Source organism: Novosphingobium sp. BL-S-32, assembly GCF_056857055.1.
The window spans coordinates 3,432,329-3,453,504 of the sequence record NZ_CM166476.1; the positions used below are offsets into that span (position 1 = coordinate 3,432,329).

19 protein-coding genes are annotated in these 21,176 nt (G+C 60.1%); 11 read left to right on the top strand and 8 right to left on the bottom strand.

The features are described from left to right. Positions 1–33 precede the first annotated feature (33 nt). From AC1VVK_RS16170 to AC1VVK_RS16185, 4 genes are all read right to left on the bottom strand, one after another. Positions 34–1,140, bottom strand: a complete 1,107-nt coding sequence (locus AC1VVK_RS16170) for a hypothetical protein (protein WP_482903761.1) — start codon at positions 1,138–1,140, stop codon at positions 34–36. 548 nt (positions 1,141–1,688) lie between these two features. Next, the gene (locus AC1VVK_RS16175) at positions 1,689–2,321 is read right to left on the bottom strand and encodes an Eco29kI family restriction endonuclease (protein ID WP_482903762.1); all 633 of its coding nucleotides are present in this window, start codon (positions 2,319–2,321) and stop codon (positions 1,689–1,691) included. A 1-nt stretch (position 2,322) separates the two neighbouring features. Then, on the bottom strand, positions 2,323–3,501 hold the full coding sequence (locus tag AC1VVK_RS16180; protein WP_482903763.1) for a DNA cytosine methyltransferase: 1,179 nt from the start codon (positions 3,499–3,501) through the stop codon (positions 2,323–2,325). Further along, positions 3,498–3,920 carry a very short patch repair endonuclease gene (locus tag AC1VVK_RS16185; RefSeq protein ID WP_482903764.1) on the bottom strand — a complete coding sequence of 141 codons (423 nt, stop codon included), beginning with the start codon at positions 3,918–3,920 and terminating at the stop codon, positions 3,498–3,500. Before AC1VVK_RS16185 ends, AC1VVK_RS16180 begins: the two co-directional genes overlap by 4 nt. A gap of 138 nt (positions 3,921–4,058) precedes the next feature. Between AC1VVK_RS16185 and AC1VVK_RS16190 the strand changes: the two genes are divergently transcribed. Further along, positions 4,059–4,898: a protein NO VEIN domain-containing protein gene (locus AC1VVK_RS16190; protein ID WP_482903765.1), complete on the top strand. Its 840-nt coding sequence runs from the start codon at positions 4,059–4,061 to the stop codon at positions 4,896–4,898. Between the two features lie 71 nt (positions 4,899–4,969). Here AC1VVK_RS16190 and AC1VVK_RS16195 read toward each other — a convergent pair whose 3' ends face one another. Together AC1VVK_RS16195 and AC1VVK_RS16200 are read right to left on the bottom strand one after the other, a co-directional pair. Beyond that, entirely contained in the window at positions 4,970–5,647 is a 678-nt protein-coding gene (locus AC1VVK_RS16195) for a hypothetical protein (RefSeq protein WP_482903766.1), read from the bottom strand. An 83-nt stretch (positions 5,648–5,730) separates the two neighbouring features. Further along, on the bottom strand, positions 5,731–6,231 hold the full coding sequence (locus AC1VVK_RS16200; RefSeq protein WP_482903767.1) for a Panacea domain-containing protein: 501 nt from the start codon (positions 6,229–6,231) through the stop codon (positions 5,731–5,733). A gap of 533 nt (positions 6,232–6,764) precedes the next feature. Here AC1VVK_RS16200 and AC1VVK_RS16205 point away from each other — a divergent pair. From AC1VVK_RS16205 to AC1VVK_RS16215, 3 genes are all read left to right on the top strand, one after another. Continuing rightward, complete coding sequence (locus AC1VVK_RS16205; protein ID WP_482903768.1) at positions 6,765–8,567, top strand: ParB/RepB/Spo0J family partition protein; 1,803 nt, start codon at positions 6,765–6,767, stop codon at positions 8,565–8,567. Positions 8,568–8,625: 58 nt separating this feature from the next. Continuing rightward, positions 8,626–8,853 (top strand): RNA polymerase sigma factor, encoded by a 228-nt coding sequence (locus AC1VVK_RS16210; RefSeq protein WP_482903769.1) that lies wholly within the window; start codon positions 8,626–8,628, stop codon positions 8,851–8,853. A gap of 169 nt (positions 8,854–9,022) precedes the next feature. Continuing rightward, positions 9,023–9,940, top strand: coding sequence for a HEPN domain-containing protein (locus AC1VVK_RS16215; protein ID WP_482903770.1), 918 nt, complete (start codon positions 9,023–9,025; stop codon positions 9,938–9,940). A 24-nt stretch (positions 9,941–9,964) separates the two neighbouring features. Here the strand turns inward: AC1VVK_RS16215 and AC1VVK_RS16220 are convergent, their stop codons facing one another. After that, positions 9,965–10,327, bottom strand: a complete 363-nt coding sequence (locus tag AC1VVK_RS16220; protein ID WP_482903771.1) for a hypothetical protein — start codon at positions 10,325–10,327, stop codon at positions 9,965–9,967. 424 nt (positions 10,328–10,751) lie between these two features. Between AC1VVK_RS16220 and AC1VVK_RS16225 the strand changes: the two genes are divergently transcribed. The 7 genes from AC1VVK_RS16225 (at position 10,752) to AC1VVK_RS16255 (ending at position 20,074) form a co-directional block, all read left to right on the top strand. Beyond that, positions 10,752–12,764 carry a DUF3363 domain-containing protein gene (locus AC1VVK_RS16225; protein ID WP_482903772.1) on the top strand — a complete coding sequence of 671 codons (2,013 nt, stop codon included), beginning with the start codon at positions 10,752–10,754 and terminating at the stop codon, positions 12,762–12,764. A 259-nt stretch (positions 12,765–13,023) separates the two neighbouring features. Beyond that, positions 13,024–13,443 carry a hypothetical protein gene (locus AC1VVK_RS16230; RefSeq protein ID WP_482903773.1) on the top strand — a complete coding sequence of 140 codons (420 nt, stop codon included), beginning with the start codon at positions 13,024–13,026 and terminating at the stop codon, positions 13,441–13,443. Further along, a complete protein-coding gene (locus AC1VVK_RS16235; protein WP_482903774.1) occupies positions 13,440–13,643 on the top strand; it encodes a helix-turn-helix transcriptional regulator in 204 nt (67 codons plus the stop codon). The genes AC1VVK_RS16230 and AC1VVK_RS16235 overlap by 4 nt, the downstream gene beginning before the upstream one ends. 197 nt (positions 13,644–13,840) lie before the next feature. Continuing rightward, complete coding sequence (locus tag AC1VVK_RS16240) at positions 13,841–14,077, top strand: site-specific integrase (protein WP_482903775.1); 237 nt, start codon at positions 13,841–13,843, stop codon at positions 14,075–14,077. A 151-nt stretch (positions 14,078–14,228) separates the two neighbouring features. Then, positions 14,229–16,511, top strand: coding sequence for an ATP-dependent nuclease (locus tag AC1VVK_RS16245; protein ID WP_482903776.1), 2,283 nt, complete (start codon positions 14,229–14,231; stop codon positions 16,509–16,511). Further along, positions 16,508–18,385, top strand: coding sequence for a UvrD-helicase domain-containing protein (locus AC1VVK_RS16250; RefSeq protein WP_482903777.1), 1,878 nt, complete (start codon positions 16,508–16,510; stop codon positions 18,383–18,385). Before AC1VVK_RS16245 ends, AC1VVK_RS16250 begins: the two co-directional genes overlap by 4 nt. Positions 18,386–18,484: 99 nt before the next feature. Beyond that, on the top strand, positions 18,485–20,074 hold the full coding sequence (locus tag AC1VVK_RS16255) for a hypothetical protein (RefSeq protein ID WP_482903778.1): 1,590 nt from the start codon (positions 18,485–18,487) through the stop codon (positions 20,072–20,074). A gap of 275 nt (positions 20,075–20,349) precedes the next feature. Here AC1VVK_RS16255 and AC1VVK_RS16260 read toward each other — a convergent pair whose 3' ends face one another. Then, positions 20,350–21,069, bottom strand: coding sequence for a DJ-1/PfpI family protein (locus AC1VVK_RS16260; protein ID WP_482903779.1), 720 nt, complete (start codon positions 21,067–21,069; stop codon positions 20,350–20,352). Positions 21,070–21,176: the final 107 nt, after the last annotated feature.

Consider the following 21,176-nt stretch of genomic DNA (forward strand, 5'->3'; position numbering starts at 1 on the left):
CCGTTTCGATGGCCGATGCGTCTCCGGGTTGGGTCACAGCTCCTCGGGGTCGGGCATATCCTTTGCCACGTCGAGAGTTAGGGCAAAAACAGCCTTCTCAAATGTCAAGGCCGCGCGTTGTTCTGTCGTCAGCGCGCGCGCTTCCTGAATGGTCTGCTTCTGCACCGGGCTCTCATTGATAGCTGCGCCCCAACCTTCGTCTGCAAAAGCCTTGTCGATGGCAAGACGTACACGTTTGCGGTCGACTCCGGTAAAATCGAGGCTGGCCTGCACCGCCTTTTTGGCTTGCCCGATCAGAAGTGTGGCCTTGGCGTCGTCGCCCTCGGCCTTGGCTTGCAGCGCGTCGTTGAAGGGCCCTGCAATGTAGGAGAAAGACTGATAATCGTCTCGTTCCTCAGTGCATTCGATTTGAAATAGCAGATAGTCCTGCGGGTCGAGCGTGGTCAGGCCGCTTTTGTCGCGGCCGGCACGAAGACCGTTGTCAGTTACCCATAAAGTCTTCTCGTCAATCTGGCCCTCCGGTTTTTCAGACAGGAAGAGGTAGCCGGAGACCAGCGCGCTCCCTCCAGTGGCCGCAAAGACATTGTGATAATAAAGTTTGGAAACCGCATCTCCGGCGCCGAGCAGCGATTGGACGCTGGCCGCGATTGAACCGGCAAGATCAGCTGCGACGGAGACCTGGGTTCCACCCAGCTTGCCAGCAAATTCGCTTACGACCGAAGCAAAGCTAGTGACCAGATTACTGGCCTGCATTGACACCAGGCCGCAGTCGAGTGAGATCGTCCCCCCTCTGAATGGCAGTAGAGGTGTGAGCGGATAATTAAAAAGTACCGACTTTCCTAGATCCGTCTGCTTGATTTCAAGATTGTTTTTACCTGATATATTGGCAAAATCGGTGCTCTTTTGGTCGCCATAGTCGAGGGATACAAGAGAGTAGGTAAGCGGATAACGTTTGGTGAACCATTTTCCGCCATCGCGCAGGAACATCTCGCTCAACCAGATACGCACATAATTCTGCTCGGCCACTGGGGTTAAAGCAGGGCGATTGGGAACGAGTACATTCTCTGCCGGAATCCGGAGCTGGGTGCGATGCACGCCGTCTTCGTGAGCAAGCTTGCCAAGCCAGTCGAATAACCCCATCGTCTATCTCCGATAGTCGTATGGATTAGTAATAAGCCATTATGATTATTCTTAGCCGAAATCGTCTTTCTGCCCGATACACCTCAATGGTGAGGCACTGGAGATGATTCTTGCAAAGTCTTATTGCTTGAACGGTAGAATGGCAACTGTCATCCCGAATTTATTAGATCGTTCGATAATCAGGGGGTGAGATGTTATCTATGGAATCATGGTTTATTGAACGCGTTGAATGCGGTGTATTAATTGAAATGACCAAATTTCAATGGATTACGCAATCGCAACTAAATTCGGACATTTGTGCAAGGATAAATAGGATCTTCATAAACCCTGCTACGGTTCAGGAGCTGTTGATCCGCCCGCTTTTGCGAGGGCTGACGGGAACAGCTGCGGGAACGGTTGAAAGCCTATGACGAAGATTGGCTCAGTCGGTAAGCACAGCCATTGGCGGTATGCCCATTACCTGTACCCCGCTGGGTTGTGAGCATAGTGACGGCGGTAAAAGGCCAAGTCGGCCGAATTCAGCCCGACTTACAAGCTAAAGCTTTTTGTTAATCGTGCTGCGATCCCGGAGGATGGACTTCCAGAAACGACCGAATGCGGTGTTCCAACTCAAGGATAGACTCAGGTCTTTCGGCGCAGCGCTCTGCCCAAGGTCGGCCAGGGTGAAGGTGGTCCCAAAGCGGACGTAGACCGCTGTACCTACCCTTTCCTGGATCATGATTGCCAAACCCGTCGAGCGCTATGTTCCAGACGGGACGAAAATTGGCGATTAGCAAGCTTTCGCCGAGCGGAATCCAAATGTCGTCGACGGTTAGATAGCGAACATCAAAGTCGGCGATCGCGAGAGTGCCGGAGCCTTGTTCGACTTCGAGGATGCTATCTCGGTGGTCGGTCAGGCGTTTGTAGAGAGCCGTTCCGCGCTTGCTCGCTGACATGCTGGCGCCTTTGCGCCCGCCAGAGGGAATGGCTTTACCAATGTAGATTGGCCAATTCGACGCAGTCCTGTTTTGCTCGGCGATAGGCGCATAACATTCATGAGCGCCCCGGTAGTAGAGGACGTAGATGCCTGCCCCTTCGAAGGGCGTGATGCTGGCCAACGGCTCGGCGGGGCGCGAAAGAAGCGCGTCGGCGACGGACTTGCCAAGATTTATCTTGTCGAGGGGATTGTAGACATCTGTCACGTTACGAATTGCCCTTCTTGCTCGCCGCCGCCTTCAGATGCGCGCCGACCGAATTCGCCACGACATGGGCAAGATCTACTGGAACCGCATTTCCGAGCTGGCGCATGGTCTCGCTCCATGATCCGTGGAACACGATGTCGTCGGGGAATGTTTGCAAGCGCGCACTCTCCCGGATTGTGAAATAGCGCACCGAGCCATCGGGACGGCGTAGCATGTTCTCGCCGCCAGGCACTCCATGCACACCTGCCTTCAACGTCTTCGCTGGCTCGTCGAGGGGGCTGCCCGTATGTCCAGGATAGCTTCGCGCGCCGGGTTGGTAGCGATGGTCGGCAAATTCGGACTTGGCACGCGGTGCAAGCTCCGGGTCGGGTAACCCGACCAGGGCGTCGCGCGCCGTTTGCCAAGGCTTTAGGCTTGGCTCGGAACGGAGGCGCGCCGCGCCCTTGCCGATGTCTAACGGCCGATCTCGTTTGGCGACCATATGGCGTTCCCAATAATCGCCGTGCATTTGATCCCACAGCAGCGCCTCTCGCGAATGCGTCTCGCGCGGGAACGACCATTTGATGCCTGTGTCGGATCTAAAGCCGACAAAGAACACGCGTTCGCGCTTTTGCGGGACGCCGAAATTCGCCGCGTTGAGAACTTCAGGCGGCAACACTTGATAGGACAGCGCGGAGCTACCGTTGGATGTGTGATGTTGTTCCAATCGGGCGCGATGATCCAGCCAAGCCTCGCCGTCTCTCATGTCGATTTCGGGATATGTGAGCTGAAGGTAAATGTAGTTGAAGTACGTGGCGAAAGTCGCGCGGGTCAGCCCCTTCACATTCTCGAATATGAATGCGCTCGGCTTGGTTTCGCGCACGACGCGCACGGCTTCAGACCACATGTCGCGATCGTCCTGATGCGCGCGGTGGCGTCCGCCGAGAGAAAACGGCTGGCAAGGGGGGCCGCCGGTGACGAGATCGAGTTTTCCCTCGAATTGGGTGAACGAAAAATCGCGAATGTCGCCCTCGCGCGGCGAGGGCCAATGGCCCATCCCAGCGCTCTTGCGCTTACGGTTTTCCCTGATGGTGTCGCAGCACCAGCGATCCCATTCCACGACGTCTAGCGTCTTGAAGCCCGCTCGCGTGACGCCGAGCCCAAGCCCGCCCGCTCCCGCGAAGAGTTCGATCGCCTTCATGATTTCTCCGTAATGAATCTCTCCAGCCTGTTGCCTAATTGTTCTCGGTCACGCAACTCGCATTCCCATACGATCGCGACTTTCCAACCCATCTTTTCGAGCTTTTCAACATTCGCGAGATCCCGCGCGCGATTACCCTTTAACTTCCCGATCCAGAAGTCCAGACGGCTCTTGGGGAGGCGGGCTAGCTTGCATGCTGGATCATCGTGCCGATGCCAAAAGCACCCGTGAACGAAAATCACCTTGCGGCGAGATCTGAAAACCACATCCGGTTTGCCGGGAAGGTCCTTGGCGTGAAGGCGATATCGGAACCCAAGGGAATGAAGCAGCCGACGCACGATCATTTCGGGTTTCGTGTCACGGCTTCGAATAAGCGCCATTCTGGTGGCGCGTTCAGGCGCGGTCAGAGTGTCGGCCATCACGGAGCGCCTTCCTTGGTTCTGGTTCCGGCATCCTCTGTTGTTCGCCAAGGAAGTGCGCGCTGTCACAAGGCGCGTCCTGGATAATGCCGATAGCACGTGGTGACACGGCGAACAGACCCATGATAAGCGCCTGGGATGGCTGGGGCAAATAGCAGCGGAGCACATTGGACCGATCAGGAAATTGATCTGATCGTCACGGATTATTTCGCGATGCTTTCGATGGAATTGGCCGGTCAACGGTTCGTCAAATCCCACCGCAATGAAGCTCTGCGGCGGCTCGTTGATCGATCACATGCCTCGATAGAGTTCAAGCATTGCAACATCAGTGCCGTCTTGGAGCGGCTCGGGTTGCCGACGATCCAAGGCTACCGGCCCCGCGCGAACTTCCAGCATGCCTTGATTGAGGGGGTGGAGCGGTACCTTGGGGCCGCCGAGCGTCCGGAGTCTCTCATCGAGTTTGATGCCGCGCCGAGTGTTCAGTTCGCCGATCTGCCAATAATGGATGCACCTCCGCCGCGTGAGGATCCGAACGTGTCGCCGCCTGCCGCGTTGAGGCGGTTATTGCATCGATTTGATCCCGCCGCGCGCGATGCTCGAAATCGTAAGTTGGGTTTGGAGGGAGAGGAGCGGGCATTTCACGCCGAGCGATCGCGGCTAGCTCTGATGGGACGGGACGATTTGGCGCGAAAGGTACGCTGGGTCGCGCGGGAAGATGGCGACGGCGCGGGTTATGACATCCATTCCTATGCGCCTGACGGAAGCGAGCGCCTTTTAGAGGTCAAAACGACGCTGGGTCATGCCCGAACACCGTTTTTCCTATCAAGTAACGAGTTGGCGTTTTCGCAAGAGCGACCCAACGAATTTAGGCTGCTCCGGATCCATGACTTCGCGCGCTCGCCGAAGGCATTTGAGCTGAGGTCGCCGCTAGCAGCGCACGTTCGCCTTCGGCCCAGCGTCTATCAGGCCAGCTTCTAACGCTATCTTGGTCTCCGCTCGTCACAACCGGACGCGAGGCTCAAAACGAAGCACGGCCTGTGCGATGACGTTCAACTCGCTGGTGGGGAACCAAAGAGGTCGTCGCCCAAATCGCGTGGGAGAGGCTTACGCCGTTCCGGCCGGACCACGCCCTCCTTGCTAACGATGTCGTAAGCGTCGGTGAACCTTTGGAAATATGCTTCCATCCGCGACGTTTCGAGCAAGGGAAGATCTGAAATCGTGTAGCTTGAGGCGACACGCTCTTTCCCTCCCTGTGGAACACTCAAATCGATCAATAAGACGTCAGCATCCGCGTGCTCATCGACGGCAAAGAGCGAGTGGATCGCACTCACGATCAGACGTAGTCCGTGGATGCCAGGCACATGAGTGGCCCTTGGCTGCAAATAGAAGAAGATCGATTTTCCACCTTCTCGGAAGAAGAACAGCGGGTCGACCTTGATCGAAAAGTCTTGGCGAAGGTGGAGGCGCTGTGTTTGGAGGCCGTGGCACATAAACCTACCACGCTCCTGAGCCGCATCCCAGATCATGCCTCCGACTTCCGCGTTATATGGACGCCCCAGCAGAGGGCCGGTGGCTCCGCACGCCTTGGCGGCCGCCTCTCTGGACATCTCGGCGCTAAAGACCGCCTTCGCCAACTTTTTGGCCGGAGAATAACCCCACACCGGACCGGGCCGCTCGTAATGCCGCCGCAAGTTGGTAATCGTCGTCGGGAGATCCTGGCCAGTCAACCTGACCACGTCTTGGAGAGGAGGAATCGGAAGTGCCATAAAGTATTAAATAACATGGCTAGAATGGCTAGCGCAACGTGAGGCTACTGGAGAGAGGCGTTTTTCCCCTGCTCCACAAAATGCTTGCGAATGCTCTCGTTCGAGATTGCCATGTTGAGGCGGACCTTGCCGTCGAGCGCATTCCAAACTTTGTCCCATGGGCCGCCGCGTGCGTGCGTAAGGTCGGAGAGCTCGAATGCCCCGAAGCCAGAATAGTAGGTCAGGACGGATCTCAGAAAGTTACTGATTTCGGACGTAAAGTTGCCTTGAGCTACCAGAACTTCCCCGGTCTCCCAATCAGTCATCTCTGCTCGGCTCGAAATTGGGCCCGAGCCGTGAGTCTTGAAGGCATCGTAAACGGCCCTCACGACTGGACCATATTCCCACGCCTCTATGCGATTGCTGATCAAGGGCTGGCCATACGATGCTAGGTGCCATCCGTGCGCGAAATAGATGTGCTTTAGAACACTCATATTCGTCAGCTTCACGCCGCGCTCTTCGGCGCAGTCGAGAAGAAAATTCGCAACTTGTCTGGCGTCGTGCATGGTATTCCCGGCGGCTCTCAGGGGAGGCCCGTTCGCGCTGGCCGTTACAGATGGAATATGGCAAGCGCAATGGAAGCTAACACGCATCTAGCCATGTTTCGAGCATCTTAAGAGCGCGGAAATCAGCCATTTTCAAAGTGCGGCGCTTCTTTTCTTAACCAATTGGCTCCGTCGAAGCGTGCTGTCCCGCGCGGCCGCGCGGCCGGGCTCTATTTCGCTGCGCTCAACCGAGCCGCCTACGGCGTCTCGTCGGCATAGCCGTCACGATCCCTGACAGAGGCGGCCCGATGGGCCGGATGCGGTCATCGCGCTGGCGCGCGCTGGCGCCGGTTGATTGGCTGGCCGGCCTGGCGGGGTGGGCGTCGCTCACTCGATAGGCGCGCCGCGGCGCGGTGCAAGGCGAGCAGGCTCGCCTCCTTCATCATATTTCGGCCCAAGGGTGCACCGCGCCGCGGCGCGCCTGTCGGCTCGCTCCTGCCGCCCACCCCGCCATCCGGCGGGCCAATGTGCGGATAGAGAAGGAGTGAAGGACAATGGAACTGAAGCACATCGAGCTTGCCCGTCTGTCGGTCTCCGGCCTCAACATGCGCGGCACCCGCAAGGCCTGCGACATCACCAATATCCTGCCCTCGGTTCGGGCACGCGGTGTACTGGTGCCGCTTATCGTTCGCGAACTGGTGGGGGTTGCTGATGGCGTAAGCAGCGAAGGCGAGGGCGGTGATCATTCTCCCGCTTATGAAATCCTTGCCGGCAAGCGCCGCTATCATGCTGCTCTGACGGTGGCCGAGGAGGGCGGCGGCATCGAGGATTTGCCTTGCGCGGTGCTGGAGCCGGGGGACGACGCGGCGGCGCTCGAGGCCTCGCTGATCGAGAACATCGCGCGCCTTGATCCCGATGAAATGACCCGCTGTGAAACCTTTGTCCGGCTCATGCGGGAAGGGCGCTCGGTTGAGGATGTCGCCTATACGTTCGGGCTTACCGCCCTGCAGGTGAAGCGCACATTGGCGCTGGGCAATCTCGTTTCTCGCCTTCGCAATCTCTATCGCGCCGAGAAGATCGATCCTGTCTCGCTGCGTCATCTCACCATGGCCTCGAAATCCCGGCAGCGCGAATGGCTGATGCTGTTCGATGATTCTAGTGCTTATGCTCCTACCGGTTCGGCATTGAAGGCATGGCTCTTCGGCGGTGCGTCGATCCCGACCTCTTCGGCGTTGTTCGACCTTGAAACCTACAAGGGCGAGATCGTCGCGGACCTGTTCGGCATCGAGCGCTATTTCGTCTGCGCGGACGATTTCTGGGCGGCGCAGATGGAAGCGGTCGAAGCCAAGGCCGAGGACCTGCGCGAGCAGGGCTGGAGTGAAGTCGTGGTAATGGGGCGGGGCCAAGCCTTCCATTCCTGGGAGCACGAGCGCGTTTCCAAATCCAAGGGCGGCAGGGTCTATATCGCCATCGGGCATCGCGGGGATGTGACGATCCACGAGGGCTTCCTTACGACCAAGGAAGCCCGGCGTCTGGAGCGCGGGGAAGCTATCGAGCGTGCCGTCCGGCCGGAGGTGTCGAGCACGGTCAATGCCTATATCGACCTGCACCGGCATGCAGCAGTGCGTGCAAGGCTGGCCGATGATCCCGGTCTGTCGCTGCGGGTCATGGTTGCGCATGTCATTGCCGGTTCGCCGCTCTGGCATGTGCGGATCGAGGACCAACGAGCGCCCAACGATGTGGTGGCGGATAGCGTCGAAGGCTGCGTTTCCGAGGCGGCTTTTGATGCAAAGCGGCGGCTGGTGCTGGCCATGCTGGGTCTCGATGCGGAGACGCCGACCGTGGTGAGTAGCGATCCCGATGGCAGTGGCATCTGCGGTTTGCTGATGCGGCTGATTGCCCTCAGTGACGAGCAGGTCATGGCGGTGTTGGCTATCGTCATGGCCGAAACGCTGACGGTAGGGACCTCATTGGTTGACCTGTTGGGGCAGAACATGGGCGTCGACATGGCGGCAGTCTGGCAGGCGGACGATGCCTTGCTCGATGGTGTTCGGGACCGCGAAGTCATGGGGCATATCCTTGCCGAAGTGGCGGGCGAAGCGGTGGCCGCCGAGAACGCCAAAGCCACGACCAAGGTCCAACGCACGATCATTAGGGACTGCATTGCGGGCAGGCATGGACGGGCGAAAGTCGAGGGCTGGGTGCCGCGCTGGATGGCGTTTCCGGCCTCCTCTTACACCGCGCGCGACGGCGTCGGCAGTGCCCAGCGATCGGAGCAGATCAGGCCGTTCTTGGCTCCGGCAACGGAAACCGACGGCGCCGCCGATCAACCTCAAGCGCTGCCGCACGCGGCCTGATCCGGAAGCCCGACGGAGCGTTTGCACTGGCGGGCTTCTCTTTCCGTGGAGACCGGAAATGGACAATGATCATGACGAAAAGCGGCGCGCGCGCATGGAAGCCGCATTGGCAAAACTGCCTGAAATGGAGCGTCAAATTTTCCTCGCGATGCGCGTCTATCATATGGAAATCAGAGAGATTGCGCGCCAGACGGGGCTTTCCAAGCGACAGGTTTGGAAACGAATGGGGAAGGCGATCAGCAATCTGGCGCAGAGTTTGAGGGACAATGAAGTGGGCGGCGATTGAGCTCTCGCTGAAGTGCGTTGCCGGTCCTGGCGGGACCGGCAACGTTGTTCCTAGCTTCTGCGCGGTCTTTCTGGGCGGTTTTGAGCAATCCTAAACGGAAATCAGCTCAAGGACGTGGTGCCCGAATTGTTTGCTTGCCCTTCGAGCAAGACATGGCGAGAATCCGTTTATGCGTATGGACATAGACCATCTGCCCTCGATCCAGCAGCAGGAACTGGCGCGAGCGACGCAAATTCTGATGGAGCAATTCTCCGTCGCGACCTCGCGCGCCACGCAGCCGTGGAAGCGGAACGGCAAGGTTCAGAAGGTCATTCTGTTCGGCAGCTATGCGCGCGGTGATTGGGTAGATGAGCCCGAAAACGGCTACCAGTCTGACTACGATCTGCTGATCATTGTCAGCCACGAGCGGCTCACAGACATTGCCGAATTCTGGTACGTGGCCGAGGACAAGATCCTGCGCGATCAAGCTATCGGACGCCAAGTTAACATCATCGTTCACACCCTGGATGACGTGAACCGGGGGCTGACGCGCGGCGAGTATTTCTGGGTCGATATCGCGCGGGACGGCATCCCTCTTTACGAACTATCGGGCTTCACGCTGGCGCAGCCGAAGCCGCTTACGAAGTCTGACGCCTATGATATGGCGACAGCCTACCTTGCGGATTGGCTCAGTAAGGTAAATTCAGCTCTCGAAGGCGCTGAATTCTATGTGACGAAGGGCCGTTGGAATGACGCCGCCTTCACTCTCCATCAGGCTGCTGAGCGGGCTTACATCTGCTACCTGCTGGTCCGTAGCCAGTATGTCCCGCGCTCCCACAACCTGAAATTCTTGCGGTCGCTGGCCGAAGACAAACAGCCCGCTCTGATCGAGGCATGGCCGCGCGCCACCAAGCTGGATCGCCGCCGGTTCGAGCTGGCCAAGCGAGCCTATGTTGAGGCCCGCTACTCCACTGCTTACGAAATCAGCATCGAAGACTTGCAGGCGATCCGCGAGGCCGTCTGCAAGCTGCGCGACACGGTGGAAGCCGTGTCGCTGAAATGGATCGACAGCCTGCGGCCCGCTGCCGAGTTGCGATCACAGTCATAACTCTGCGACCCGATCGGGGCCGCTTCAAGCGGCCTCCGTCACCTCGATATCCAGCGTCAATTGCAGCACGTCATCGCCATCGATGACGGTTTCTGGCCGCAGGGTTTCCGCGCCGCAGGCGAGCGTGATCCAGTCGAATTTCCAGTCTAGTTCGATCGCTTCACCGAGCCCATGGCGCACGAATTTGACCATCGCAGCGCCTTCGCTTGCGATGGCAAATCGGCAGGCTGGTCCTCCCGGAATCCAGCGTCCACGCACCAGTGTGCCGTCTGAAAACGCGAGCGAGAAACCCTCGGCTTGTCCGCGCGCCGGGACATCGAGAACGGTCTCGATATCGCCTGTCAGCACCAGCCGGTGACCCGCTTTCGCTTCAATTCGCACGCCCATGATCTGCTCCCTTTCGCGACTCACCGGAAAACACTGAAAAGAACATATAGCGAACAAATGGGGCGTCGTCATTGGGATGATGGGCAGCGGGAATGGCGGATTTGCGGAGGTGCCGGAAAAGCGGAAAACAGCAAGATAAAGCGAAGCTGCGCTTCTTGGGCCTTTAAGGCCAAGGCATTGTCTGCACATCGTTTTTAAGAGAGTTGGATTATCTCGGGCCGGACGGGCCAGGGAGACAATCTCGGTGCCGGCAAGCGTGTGACCCGCAGGAAACCTCGACTTTACCGCGAGATACTTGAGGGGAGGAGAGGGGCCTCGCCATATTCTGGGCATGCCACACGATGACGATCGCTTCGAACCTCGCCTCAGCCGCTCACGTCCCGATAGCGGCGGTGTTGGCAGCGGCAGGAGCCCAGGCCGCAACTTGCGCGGCAAGGTGCTCGAACAGGTCGCCCGACGCGGTGGCAATCCGCGCGGCACAGGGGGGGCGTTTGCTCCCGTAAAAGCGAAGCAGTCCGGTCGTTTCAATGCGCGCGGTCGCGGCGCCAAAATTGCGGCGAGTTTGCCGCGCGGTTCCGGCTGGTCTTTCGATCACGCCAGCGGCATTCGCGTGCGGCCGCGCCGGGTGACGGTGAAGGCGAGGGTTGTGAAGCTCGCGGGCAAGGTGGCGGCGGTGCAGAAGCACGTGGGCTATCTGGAGCGGGACGGTGTCACCCGCGACGGTGAGCCGGCCCGTTTTTATTCGACATTTGCCGACGAGGTTGACGGCCAGGCTTTCGCCGAGCGCGGGCAGGAGGATCGCCACCACTTCCGCTTCATCGTCTCACCCGAGGATGGGCCTGAGTTCGAGAACCTCAAGTCCTTCACCCGCGACCTCATGGCGAAGATGGAACAGGACCTGGAGACGACGCTCGACTGGGTGGCGGTCGACCACTTCGATACCGGCCATCCGCACACGCATATCCTCGTGCGCGGCAAGACAGAGGACGGCAAGAACCTCAACATCGCCGGCGACTATATTGCCCACGGCATTCGTGCCCGTGCTTCCGAGATTATGACGCGTGATCTCGGGCCGCAAAGCGAGATGGAAGTGCGCCAGCAATTGAGCCTGGAAGTCGATGCGGAACGCATGACCCGGCTTGATCGGACGATCATTGCGCAGGCCAGGGACAACCTCGTGGATCTCAAGCAAATCGAGGGTCCGATGGCAGGCGATTCCTCCTACCAGCAACTGCTCATCGGGCGTGCCCGCGTGCTGGAGCGGATGGAGCTTGCCGAGAAGGCCGGACCGCTGACCTGGAAACTCGATCCCGACATCGAGCATACCCTCGGCAACATGGGCCGGCGCGGGGATATCATTCGCACCCTGCACCGCGACATGACCGCTTCGAAATGGCGCGAGCTTCCGAGCCTCAAACTGGCGCCCGAAATCGAGCCTCGGCCAATGGTCATCCACGGCGTACCCGGTCACCGGAAAGGCGAGCCCGAGCAGAGCCGAGGGACGATCGTCGGCAAGGTGATGAAACGCGGTGCCGCGGACGAGGATCATGAGCGGCGCTATCTGATCGTGGACGGAGTCGATGGGCACAGCCACTATGTCGATATCGGCAGTAACGCGGAGGCGGCTTCCGTTGGTTCTTTGGTCAGGCTCGAACCCAAGCAGGCCAGCATTCGTGTCTCGGACACCAACGTGGTGGAGGTCGCGGCTGCCAATGGCGGGCGGTACACGATCGATCTTCACCTCAGGCACGATCCCAACGCCATGCAGACATACGCTGAAGCACATGTCCGGCGGCTTGAAGCGATCCGCCGTGCAACCGGCCAACTCGACCGCGAACCGAGCGGCGTCTGGAACATCAGGCCTGATCATCTCGAAACTGTTATGGCTTACGAGCGCGGGCGACAAAGGGCCGAGCCGTTTCGGATCGAGGTGTTGTCGGCCAAACCCATCGAGCAACTGGTTGGAACGCATGCCGAGACTTGGCTCGACCGAGAACTGGTGGGGGAAGGCAAGACCGAGCTTGCAAGCGGCGGCTATGGCAATGACGTGAGGAAGGCGCTCGATCTGCGCCGCCAGTGGCTGATCGAACAGCAATTGGCGACGGCGGAAGGTACGGAGGTCATCTACAACCGAAACCTGCTGCGTGTTCTGCGCGAGCGAGAGGTGAGGGCGGTCGGTGCCCAGATGGCGAAGGATTTGGGAATTCCGTTTGTCGAAGCGCAGGCTGGCAAACGGATCGAAGGCACTTACCAGCGCAGCGTCAATCTGGTCTCGGGCAAGTTTGGCATCGTCGAGCGCAGCCGCGACTTCACGCTGGTCCCCTGGCGTGCCGAACTGGAGAAGCAGGTCGGCAAGAATGTCTCCGGCCTCATGCGCGAGACGGGGGCGGTCAATTGGACGATCGGTCGCCAGCGGGGCGGGCCGGGCATTACCTGATTGATGCCGATCTCGGGTGCGGACAGTTTCGAAGACCGTTTACGCTAAGGCGAATCAGTTTGGCCTTTTGAGGTCGTGCGCCGCTGCTCAGAGCGCTTCCTGAAGTGCTCGCTCGGTTCGGCAATATCCGCAAATATCCAATAAACGCCAACTGGCGCCCTTTTTGTGTGCGGCCGACGCGGCGAAAATCACACAAGGCACAGCCGCCCGTTCGGTCTCCCGGAAATGCGGCCTTATCGACCCGTCAGCGAGGACCTTGATGAAGACATACAAGACCCGCCATCAGCTATTTCTCCCAGAGGACATGAGCCGCCGGCTAGCGCAAGTCGCCGGCGTATCGGGCAAGGCGCGGTCCGAAATCCTCGTTGAGGCGCTCGACGCCTGGTTCAATCGTCGCGAAGCACCGAAGGGCGATGAGGCCATTGGCGCGCGCCTGGCGCGGATCGAGAGGCACCTCGACTGGCTGCGCCGAAATGAAGGCTTGGTCTGGGAGATCACGGCGCGGATGGTTCGCCATCAACTGATCGTGGGTACAGTGCTGCCGATCACTGCCGAGGCGGAGGCCAAAGGAGCAAAACACTTCGCGGCGCTAATCGATGAGATTGCTGATCGGTTGGCTGGTAACGCGGCCGAGGAGAGCGCCGATCCGGCAATCCGCAAGCTGCGGTCGTTCCAGTGAGCGGACCGAACGAGACCGCCGGGTTGCCGCGCTATCACGAGCCGCTGGCTGTGCGCATTCCGGAGGCTTGTCGGATGTTAGGTATTGGGAGGTCAAAGCTCTATGAACTGATCGCCGACGGCACCATCCAGATCGTTAAGATCGGCAGCATCACCGTCATTCCGGTGGGCCAGCTTCGTGCACTCGTTGAGATAAAATGAGAAGCGGGGTTCCGCCCGGGTGCTGGTTGCTTACGTGCACAGCCGCCGACTGTAACGACGACTGATGGGACCTTTGCGACAGTCGGCTTAGCGGCGACCGCCCAAGGAAAGCCGCCATTCAAAGCCTATAGAAAATCTGTAGTCAGAGCGCGGCCACGCGCCCACTATTGCCGTTCAATTGGAAAAGTTGTGGGTCCATGACCCATCTTTCAGTTGCCCGCTTCATCCAGCGCTATACGGAACTGGCCGGTCTCGACCCGGCAACCGTCGCCGGTCACTTGTTGCGCGCCGGCTTCCAGACCGAGGCGGCGCGCACCCGCGCGTCGATCAAGAAGATGCAGGAGGTCTCGCGCCACAAGTCGGTGAAAGTGCTCCTCGGCTATGTGCGCTCTGCGGAGATGTTTGACGATCATCCCGGGGCCGGATTTCTTTAGTTGAGGACGAGGGATTAAAAAAAGCCATCCACAGTCAGGCGCAATGTCGTTGGTCGCGATGCTCGCCCGATAGTGAGAACATAGCTAAGGTGAGGATCTGACTGTCGGTTTGCGTGAAGCATCGGCACCACACGAGACCGGAGAGATCAGGATGCATTTGAAGAAGCTGGCTGTCCGCAACTTCCGCAGGTTGCAGGATGTCGTCATCGATCTCGCATCCGACATCTCTATCTTCGTAGGCGCGAACAACAGCGGAAAGACCTCGGTCGGGCACGCGCTTCAACTGTTCACCGGGCATGGCCGCTTCAGTATCCATGATTTCAGCGCGGAACTGTGGCCGGGCATCATAGCGTTCGGTGCCGGTGAGGAAGCCGGTGTCTTGCCGGCTGCGGAAGTCGATATTTGGCTGGAGATTGGCGCCGAGGACGTCCATCGCGCAATTGATCTGCTGCCGAGCCTCGCATGGGACAGCACACTCGTCGGCATGCGCGTCGCCTATGCCCCGATCGACCCCGAAGCGACGCGCGCTCGCTATACCGAAGCTCGTGATCGTGCCCTCGCTGCCGTCGACAAGGACGAGAATGGCGTGCCGGTGTTCGACCCGGTGCCGCGCCACCTTCGCGATTACCTCCGCGATCGTCTGAACGACGAATATGAGCTGCGCTACTTTGTGCTCGATCCGGCGAAATTCGACGCCGGAATGATCGCCGAGCCCGGCTATGTCCCCGCGTCGCTCGCGGGACGCGATCGCAGCGGACGCGAAATTCTGAACAGCATCCTCCGGATCGATTTCCTCAATGCCCAGCGCCATTTGTCGGATAGTCCAGGCGGCGCCCGAGCAGAGGACCTGTCGCGCGTGCTCAGCCGTTTCTACGGTCGAAACCTCGAGCAGAAGGGTGAGGATCTCGAGGCCCTCCGGGCACTCGCCGCATCTGAAGTCTCGCTCAACGAGCATCTCGAACGTGTGTTCGAGCCGACGCTCAGGAGCCTTGCGAAGCTCGGCTATCCCGGGCTGTCGAATCCACGGATGATGATCCGCTCGGCTCTCGATCCCGCGCAGATTCTGAGCAGTCGCGATGGTGCTCTGGTCCACTACGTCCTTGGTCCGGATGATGGCGCGGCTGATCCGCCGACGCTGCCCGACCGCTACAATGGCCTGGGATTCAAGAACCTCATCTTCATGGTGGTCGAGCTTCTCGATCTCCACGCCCAGTGGTTGGCGATCGAGGAGAACAGGCCGCCCGTCCATCTGATCTTCATCGAAGAGCCGGAGGCACACCTCCACGCGCAGTTGCAGCAGGCCTTTATCCGCAAGGTCATGGACCTCCTCGCGCTCAAGGGCGTGGAGCGGACCGCCTATACCAGCCAGGTGGTCGTCACCACACACTCCACCCACATCCTCTATGAGCGCGGCTTTCGGCCGATCCGCTATTTCCGGCGCAACCGGACAGAGGCGACATCGACGTCGGACGTCCTCAATCTGTCCGCTTTCTACGACAGCACCGATCCCGAGGTTCGCACTTTCCTGGAGCGCTACCTCAAGCTTGCGCATTGTGATCTCTTTTTCGCCGATGCCGCAGTGCTCGTTGAAGGCAATGTCGAGCGACTGCTCTTGCCTCAGATGATCGAAACGGCCGCACCGCGCCTCCAATCGACCTACCTGACGATCCTCGAGATCGGGGGCGCGTTCGGCTATCGCTTCAAGGCGTTAATCGAGTTCCTTGGCCTTACCACGCTCATCATCACCGATCTCGACAGTGTCTTCGGTCCGCCAGCTCAGGCGGAGGCAGGTGCTGAGGCGCCTGCGATCGCGGCGGTAGAGGAGGACGGGGACGAGGACGATGGGGAAGCTGCTGGTCAGCCGCCGGGCAAGACCTGCATCGCCGGCCATCCGGGGGCGGCGACCTCCAATCAGACGCTTCTGCAATGGCTCCCGAAATGCAACACTGTCGATGCGCTGTGGGCAGCGTCCGCCGACGACAAAACGCAGGCGCGCGCCAACGACAACGACGCTCTGGTGCGCGTTGCCTATCAATGCCGTACTGACGTGACCTGGCGTGGCGTCACCCTCTCATTGGCAGGCCGCACGCTGGAGGAAGCGTTCGCGCTCGAGAATCTCGCATGGTGCCAACATCTGGATCGTAAGCCGCTCCAGCTTCGCATCGCCAAGAACGACGAGAAGGATCTCGTCGAGCTGGTTCGCCGCATTCATAGGCGCGTCCAAGCACAGAGCTTCAGCAAAACCGATTTCGCTCTCGCGCTGCTCGCACAAGATCCCGCCACATGGTCCGTACCTGAATATATCGCCGATGGCCTTCGCTGGCTCGAAACCGAAATCGCGCCGCCAGAATCCGAGCCGGAGCCCGACGAGGCGGCAGGAGCGGACGAGGGGCCAGGTGACGCGGCCGGTCCGGATGATGAGGCCGCCGCGTGACTAGTCGGATCGGCAGCCCCGACACGCAGGCAGACATTGAGGTCCGCGCCTGCCTCGACAGCGTTGTCCCGCGCTCGTTCATAATGGTTGCGGGCGCTGGCTCGGGCAAGACGACATCGCTGATCAAGGCGCTCGATCACCTCGCCCGGACTCGTGGTCCCGCACTGCGCCGAGCGGGGCAGCAAATTGCCTGCATCACTTACACCGAAGTCGCGGTCGGTGAGATTTCCGATGATGTCGGTGTTTCGCCCCTGTTCCAAATCTCGACGATCCACAGCTTTCTGTGGTCCGTGATCCGGCCGTTCCAGAGCGATATCGCGACCTGGGTGGGTATTCGCATCGAGCAGAAGATCGCGGAGCGCCGCGAACATTACGACAAGCCGCGCACGCAGGCCCGAACCAAGGCCCGGTTGGAGATCGAGATCGCCGAGCTCGAAGCCCAACTCGCCGCGATCGGCGCCGTTGAGAGATTCATCTACGGCACCGGCAGCAGCTATGCCGAAGGCATCCTCGGCCATGACGATGTGTTGAAGCTGACGCCCTACTGCGTTGACGCACATCCACTGCTGCGCCGGGTCGTCGCCGGTCGTTTCCCGTTCATTTTCGTCGACGAGAGCCAGGACACCGATCCCGAAGTCGTCGAAGCGCTGCGCTCGATCGCTGCAGAGCAGCCTCGCTTGTGCGTCGGCTTCTTCGGCGACCCAATGCAGAAAATCTACATGAGCGGCACTGGCGCCGTTCCTCTCAGCCCTGGCTGGGCCGAGATCAACAAGCCGGAGAATTTTCGGTGCCCGACCTCGGTGCTCGGTGTGGTCAATGCGATCAGAGCAGCCGGTGACGGCTTGGTCCAGACCCGTGGACGCCGGATCAAGGTTGGCGACGTCGAGCAGCCTGTGGTCGGCACAGCCAATCTTTTTGTCCTGCCGGCCGACGATCAGCGGAGTGCTCGCCTCGCTGCGGTCCGTGCCTGGCTCGCCGGAGAGACTGACGATGAGCTCTGGTTGAGTGACGTGCCCGAAGGCGATGTTCGGCTGCTGGTGCTTGTGCATCGCATGGCAGCAACGCGGCTTGGGTTTCCTAACCTCTATTCCGCACTCAATGACCGTGCGCCGATGAGTCTTAGCGAAGGGATCGCCGACGGCTCGGCCTGGCCGCTTAGACCGATTGCGCAGCATGTTCTGCCTCTGGTCATGGCCGCGCGTGAGGGTGACCGCTTCACGGCAATGTCGATCCTGCGCAGCGAAAGCCCGAGGCTCGAACCGGAGCGTTTGCGCGGGCTACCGGCCGCTCCGATCCTGACGGGTCTTCAGCAGGCGCTCGACGCGTTGGTGGCGATGCTCGCGGATGGATCACAGGCAACGGTGCGGCAACTCATGCGGCATGTCCGCGACACTGAATTGCTACGCCTCGATGACCGCTTTGGGCCTCATTTGGTAGACGATCCGATTGATGATGGCAGCAGCGGCTTCTCCAATGTCCAGGCTTTCCTCGCCTGCCAGATTGGGGAGCTCTGGGCCTATCGGCGCTATTTCACCGAGGAATCGCCGTTTGCGACCCATCATGGTGTTAAGGGCGCACAGTTCGAGCGCGTTCTGGTCGTGATCGACGACGAGGAAGCGGCGTTTCACCAATACTCGTATGGCAAATATTTCGGCTATGCGCCGCTGTCGGACAATGACCAGGCGAAGATCGATGCAGGAGAGGAGACGGTGCTGGATCGCACCCGGCGTCTCTTTTACGTCTGCTGCTCGCGGGCAGTGAAGGATCTGGCGGTCGTCATCTTCGCCCCCGACGTGGCGGCGGCGAATGCGGCGATCGCAGCGAAGAACCTTTTCCCGGAAGCCTCAATTCGAAGCCTTGACGTACTGGCATGATCGGCGTTGTCTCACGCTACAGGTTGGTAAAAGTGCTGCTCGGGCCTTTGTCCTCTGCCGGGATGTTCAACGACAATGCCCGCGCAGGATACCGCTGACATGGCCCGGGGGACGCCGATTACGGAGTGGACGTCCGGCGATCGTCTCGTCGGAGACGACGCACGCGCGCTGCTCCGGGAACAGATCGAGGAGCACAGCGCCGGCTTGCACGCTGCGCTGGCGAAATTCGATCCGCAGTCGGCCTTCTCGAGCTTGTTCGAGACGATACGCGCGGTCGAGGAGTTCATCAACCTGCCATGCTTCGGCCTGAAGGAGCCTTGGCTATGGGAAGCGCTGCTGGACCTGCCTCTGGACGTGACCCGGGCCCCGCGCCGGTTCCGGGTCGTCCATCACCACATCGTCTATCAGTTCGGCGCAGCCTTCGCTCAGCGTTTCACGACGCTGATGGCGCAGACGATGGCGATCGGCGTCTCCTTCGCTATGCTCCGGATCGAGACGACCCGCGGGGCGTTCGGCACGGTCAACTCGGCGATCGACTATTTCCAGTCCCGACGCCGGCACCTGGTGTCGCTGCTGTATACCTTACCGGATGCGGCGAAGGGGCGGGAGCCGGTCCCTGTCATCGACACCCTCAACCAGTTCCTGCCGCTGGTGGAGCTCAATGGGGCCACCCTGACCGGGCTGTATCAGAAGGCAATGCTGGCCGAGGTCTTCCCGGATTTCGCCCTGCACGTCATGGGCGACGGCTTCTATGGCTCCCACGATTATGCCGTGCTCGACGGGCTGCACCTCGAGCCCGAGCGGACGACGATCGTCGACATGCAGGCGCTCGATCCGGAAATCCTGGAAGGGGCAGGCCTCGAGCCGGTATCGCCATCGCGCCTTTTCTCGGCTGCGGAGCTTCGCAATGACATCCGCCTGATGGAGGCGGCCTATGCCGAGTTCGATCTGGCCGGGTCCGATTTCAGGTTCGCGGCCGCCTTCGTCCGCCACATCGCCGATCTCGCCGAGGACGATTATTGGGTCCGCCTCTCACGCCGGAAGTTCGATCGTGTGGCGGATGCGCTTCGTCTGCCGCAGGCGCTTCGCCAGGCGCTGGTCCATCGGCCCGGGACCTATACGGAGAACACCAATAGCTATGCGCCGCTCATAGAGCTGGACGGCCAGTTGACTGGCTCGGTCGCGTTGCTCAGCCGGTTTCTCTATAACTGGCGCAACGTCTGCCTCTACAAGATCAGGCGCTATCAGATCCGGTCCGGCTTCATCTTCGAGCAGGCCGTTTCCGCAGAGCTGGAGGAGCAGGGCTTCACGCTCACCGGTATCAAGCGCATCAACCACAAGGAGTTCGATGTCGTCACCACGCGCGGCGGCATCATCTTTAACGTCCAGTGCAAGAACAACCTGGTCGACATCACCAAGATCGAGGCCAATGTCCGGCTCTTCGCCCGATATAATCGTGCGCGATCGGCAAGCTACGAGCGCGCGCTTCGGAAAGAGGAAAAGCGCGAGGATCTGCTGCGAACGGAGCTGGGGCTCGATCGGGTCGAACATCTCGTGGTGAGCCGCTTCCCGATCGCCTCGGAGAATCCGCGGATTATTCCCTACAGCCGTATCGGCGACGTCCGCAGGATCGCGTCGGCAATCACAAAATCTCATTATGGCATGGGAAACGAAGCCTGCGCCCTTTAGGAAGAATGGGTCTCCTAACGGGGAAGCCGTTCATTCGGGCAGCGACCCAAGGATGGCCGAATCTGGTCACCAGTCGCTTCTATTCCCCGTCCGAAAGAATGGCAGCTATGCCACGTCGGCTTCCCGAAGCCCGCCATTCCACAATCGGCCCGGCGTACGCGCTCCGACAGGACAACCGGAACGTCCGCACCTGGGAACGCGAAATCGGCGGCTGAGCGTCTGAGTAGGGTCGGCAGCTGCGGTTACCAGCATGTTTTCATCGCGGGCTGCAACGATCAAGGAAACAGTTTTTGGAAGCTGTCCATCGATCCCTTTCGGTAATCGACGACGAGGGGTTCCATGATCGCCTCGAACTGGGCGACCAGGGCAGGATTGGCATTGGCGGGAACGCCCATGCCATAGAGGGGATGCGGATCATATTCGATGATCACCTCGGCCAGCTCGGCGGCGGTTCGGCCATAGGCGGCTTCAACGACGAGCAAGGCGGCTTCGAAGCTGCCGACGCCCGGCCCGGCGGTGTAGAGGTTGCCATCGATGGTCACGCCCTGGCCGGCCGGAACGATTTCCCTCGCGCCGAGCCCATCAAGAATAGGTAAGGCGTTGTGGCTGGCGGTGACTTTCCGCCCCTGGAGGATGCCAGCTGCACCGAGCACCAGAACCCCATTGCAAATGCCGATGACATGGCCTGCGGTCTTTGCCTTTTCTGCGACGAAGGCGATGACCTCGGGATCGTTCTGCACTTCGGGCGCCAGCATGGGGATCGCGATCACGTCGAGCTTTTCCGGGCAATCCTCGAAGGTTGTGCTCGGCCGCGTCCACCAGTTGGGAAAGCCCTCGACCAGATCGCGGGTCTTCCACAGCAGATAGATCTCGGCGCCCGGCATCAAGCCGAAGACGGTCTGCACACCTACCATGTCCATCGGCACGAAGCCCGGGCCGATGACGATGCCGACATGGAAGGGCCTGACACCTTCAGGAGTGGCGACGGCGCGCAAATGATTGAGCGAGGGAAGATCGGTCGATTTCATGCGTTCAATTCCTGGTTCGGTCGGGTTGTCACGGCGCGTGCCGGTCGGTCTGGCCGAGGGCGTCGTTCAGCGAT

Bases quoted from the DNA above. Each gene is read 5' to 3' on its own strand.
- AC1VVK_RS16255 (WP_482903778.1), top strand. From the start codon at position 18,485: ATGGCCCGGGGGACGCCGATTACGGAGTGGACGTCCGGCGATCGTCTC.
- AC1VVK_RS16220 (WP_482903771.1), bottom strand. From the start codon at position 10,327: ATGGGCGTGCGAATTGAAGCGAAAGCGGGTCACCGGCTGGTGCTGACA.
- AC1VVK_RS16245 (WP_482903776.1), top strand. From the start codon at position 14,229: ATGCATTTGAAGAAGCTGGCTGTCCGCAACTTCCGCAGGTTGCAGGAT.
- AC1VVK_RS16215 (WP_482903770.1), top strand. From the start codon at position 9,023: ATGCGTATGGACATAGACCATCTGCCCTCGATCCAGCAGCAGGAACTG.
- AC1VVK_RS16190 (WP_482903765.1), top strand. From the start codon at position 4,059: ATGGCTGGGGCAAATAGCAGCGGAGCACATTGGACCGATCAGGAAATT.
- AC1VVK_RS16240 (WP_482903775.1), top strand. From the start codon at position 13,841: ATGACCCATCTTTCAGTTGCCCGCTTCATCCAGCGCTATACGGAACTG.
- AC1VVK_RS16230 (WP_482903773.1), top strand. From the start codon at position 13,024: ATGAAGACATACAAGACCCGCCATCAGCTATTTCTCCCAGAGGACATG.
- AC1VVK_RS16170 (WP_482903761.1), bottom strand. From the start codon at position 1,140: ATGGGGTTATTCGACTGGCTTGGCAAGCTTGCTCACGAAGACGGCGTG.
- AC1VVK_RS16210 (WP_482903769.1), top strand. From the start codon at position 8,626: ATGGACAATGATCATGACGAAAAGCGGCGCGCGCGCATGGAAGCCGCA.
- AC1VVK_RS16185 (WP_482903764.1), bottom strand. From the start codon at position 3,920: ATGGCCGACACTCTGACCGCGCCTGAACGCGCCACCAGAATGGCGCTT.
- AC1VVK_RS16180 (WP_482903763.1), bottom strand. From the start codon at position 3,501: ATGAAGGCGATCGAACTCTTCGCGGGAGCGGGCGGGCTTGGGCTCGGC.
- AC1VVK_RS16205 (WP_482903768.1), top strand. From the start codon at position 6,765: ATGGAACTGAAGCACATCGAGCTTGCCCGTCTGTCGGTCTCCGGCCTC.
- AC1VVK_RS16200 (WP_482903767.1), bottom strand. From the start codon at position 6,231: ATGCACGACGCCAGACAAGTTGCGAATTTTCTTCTCGACTGCGCCGAA.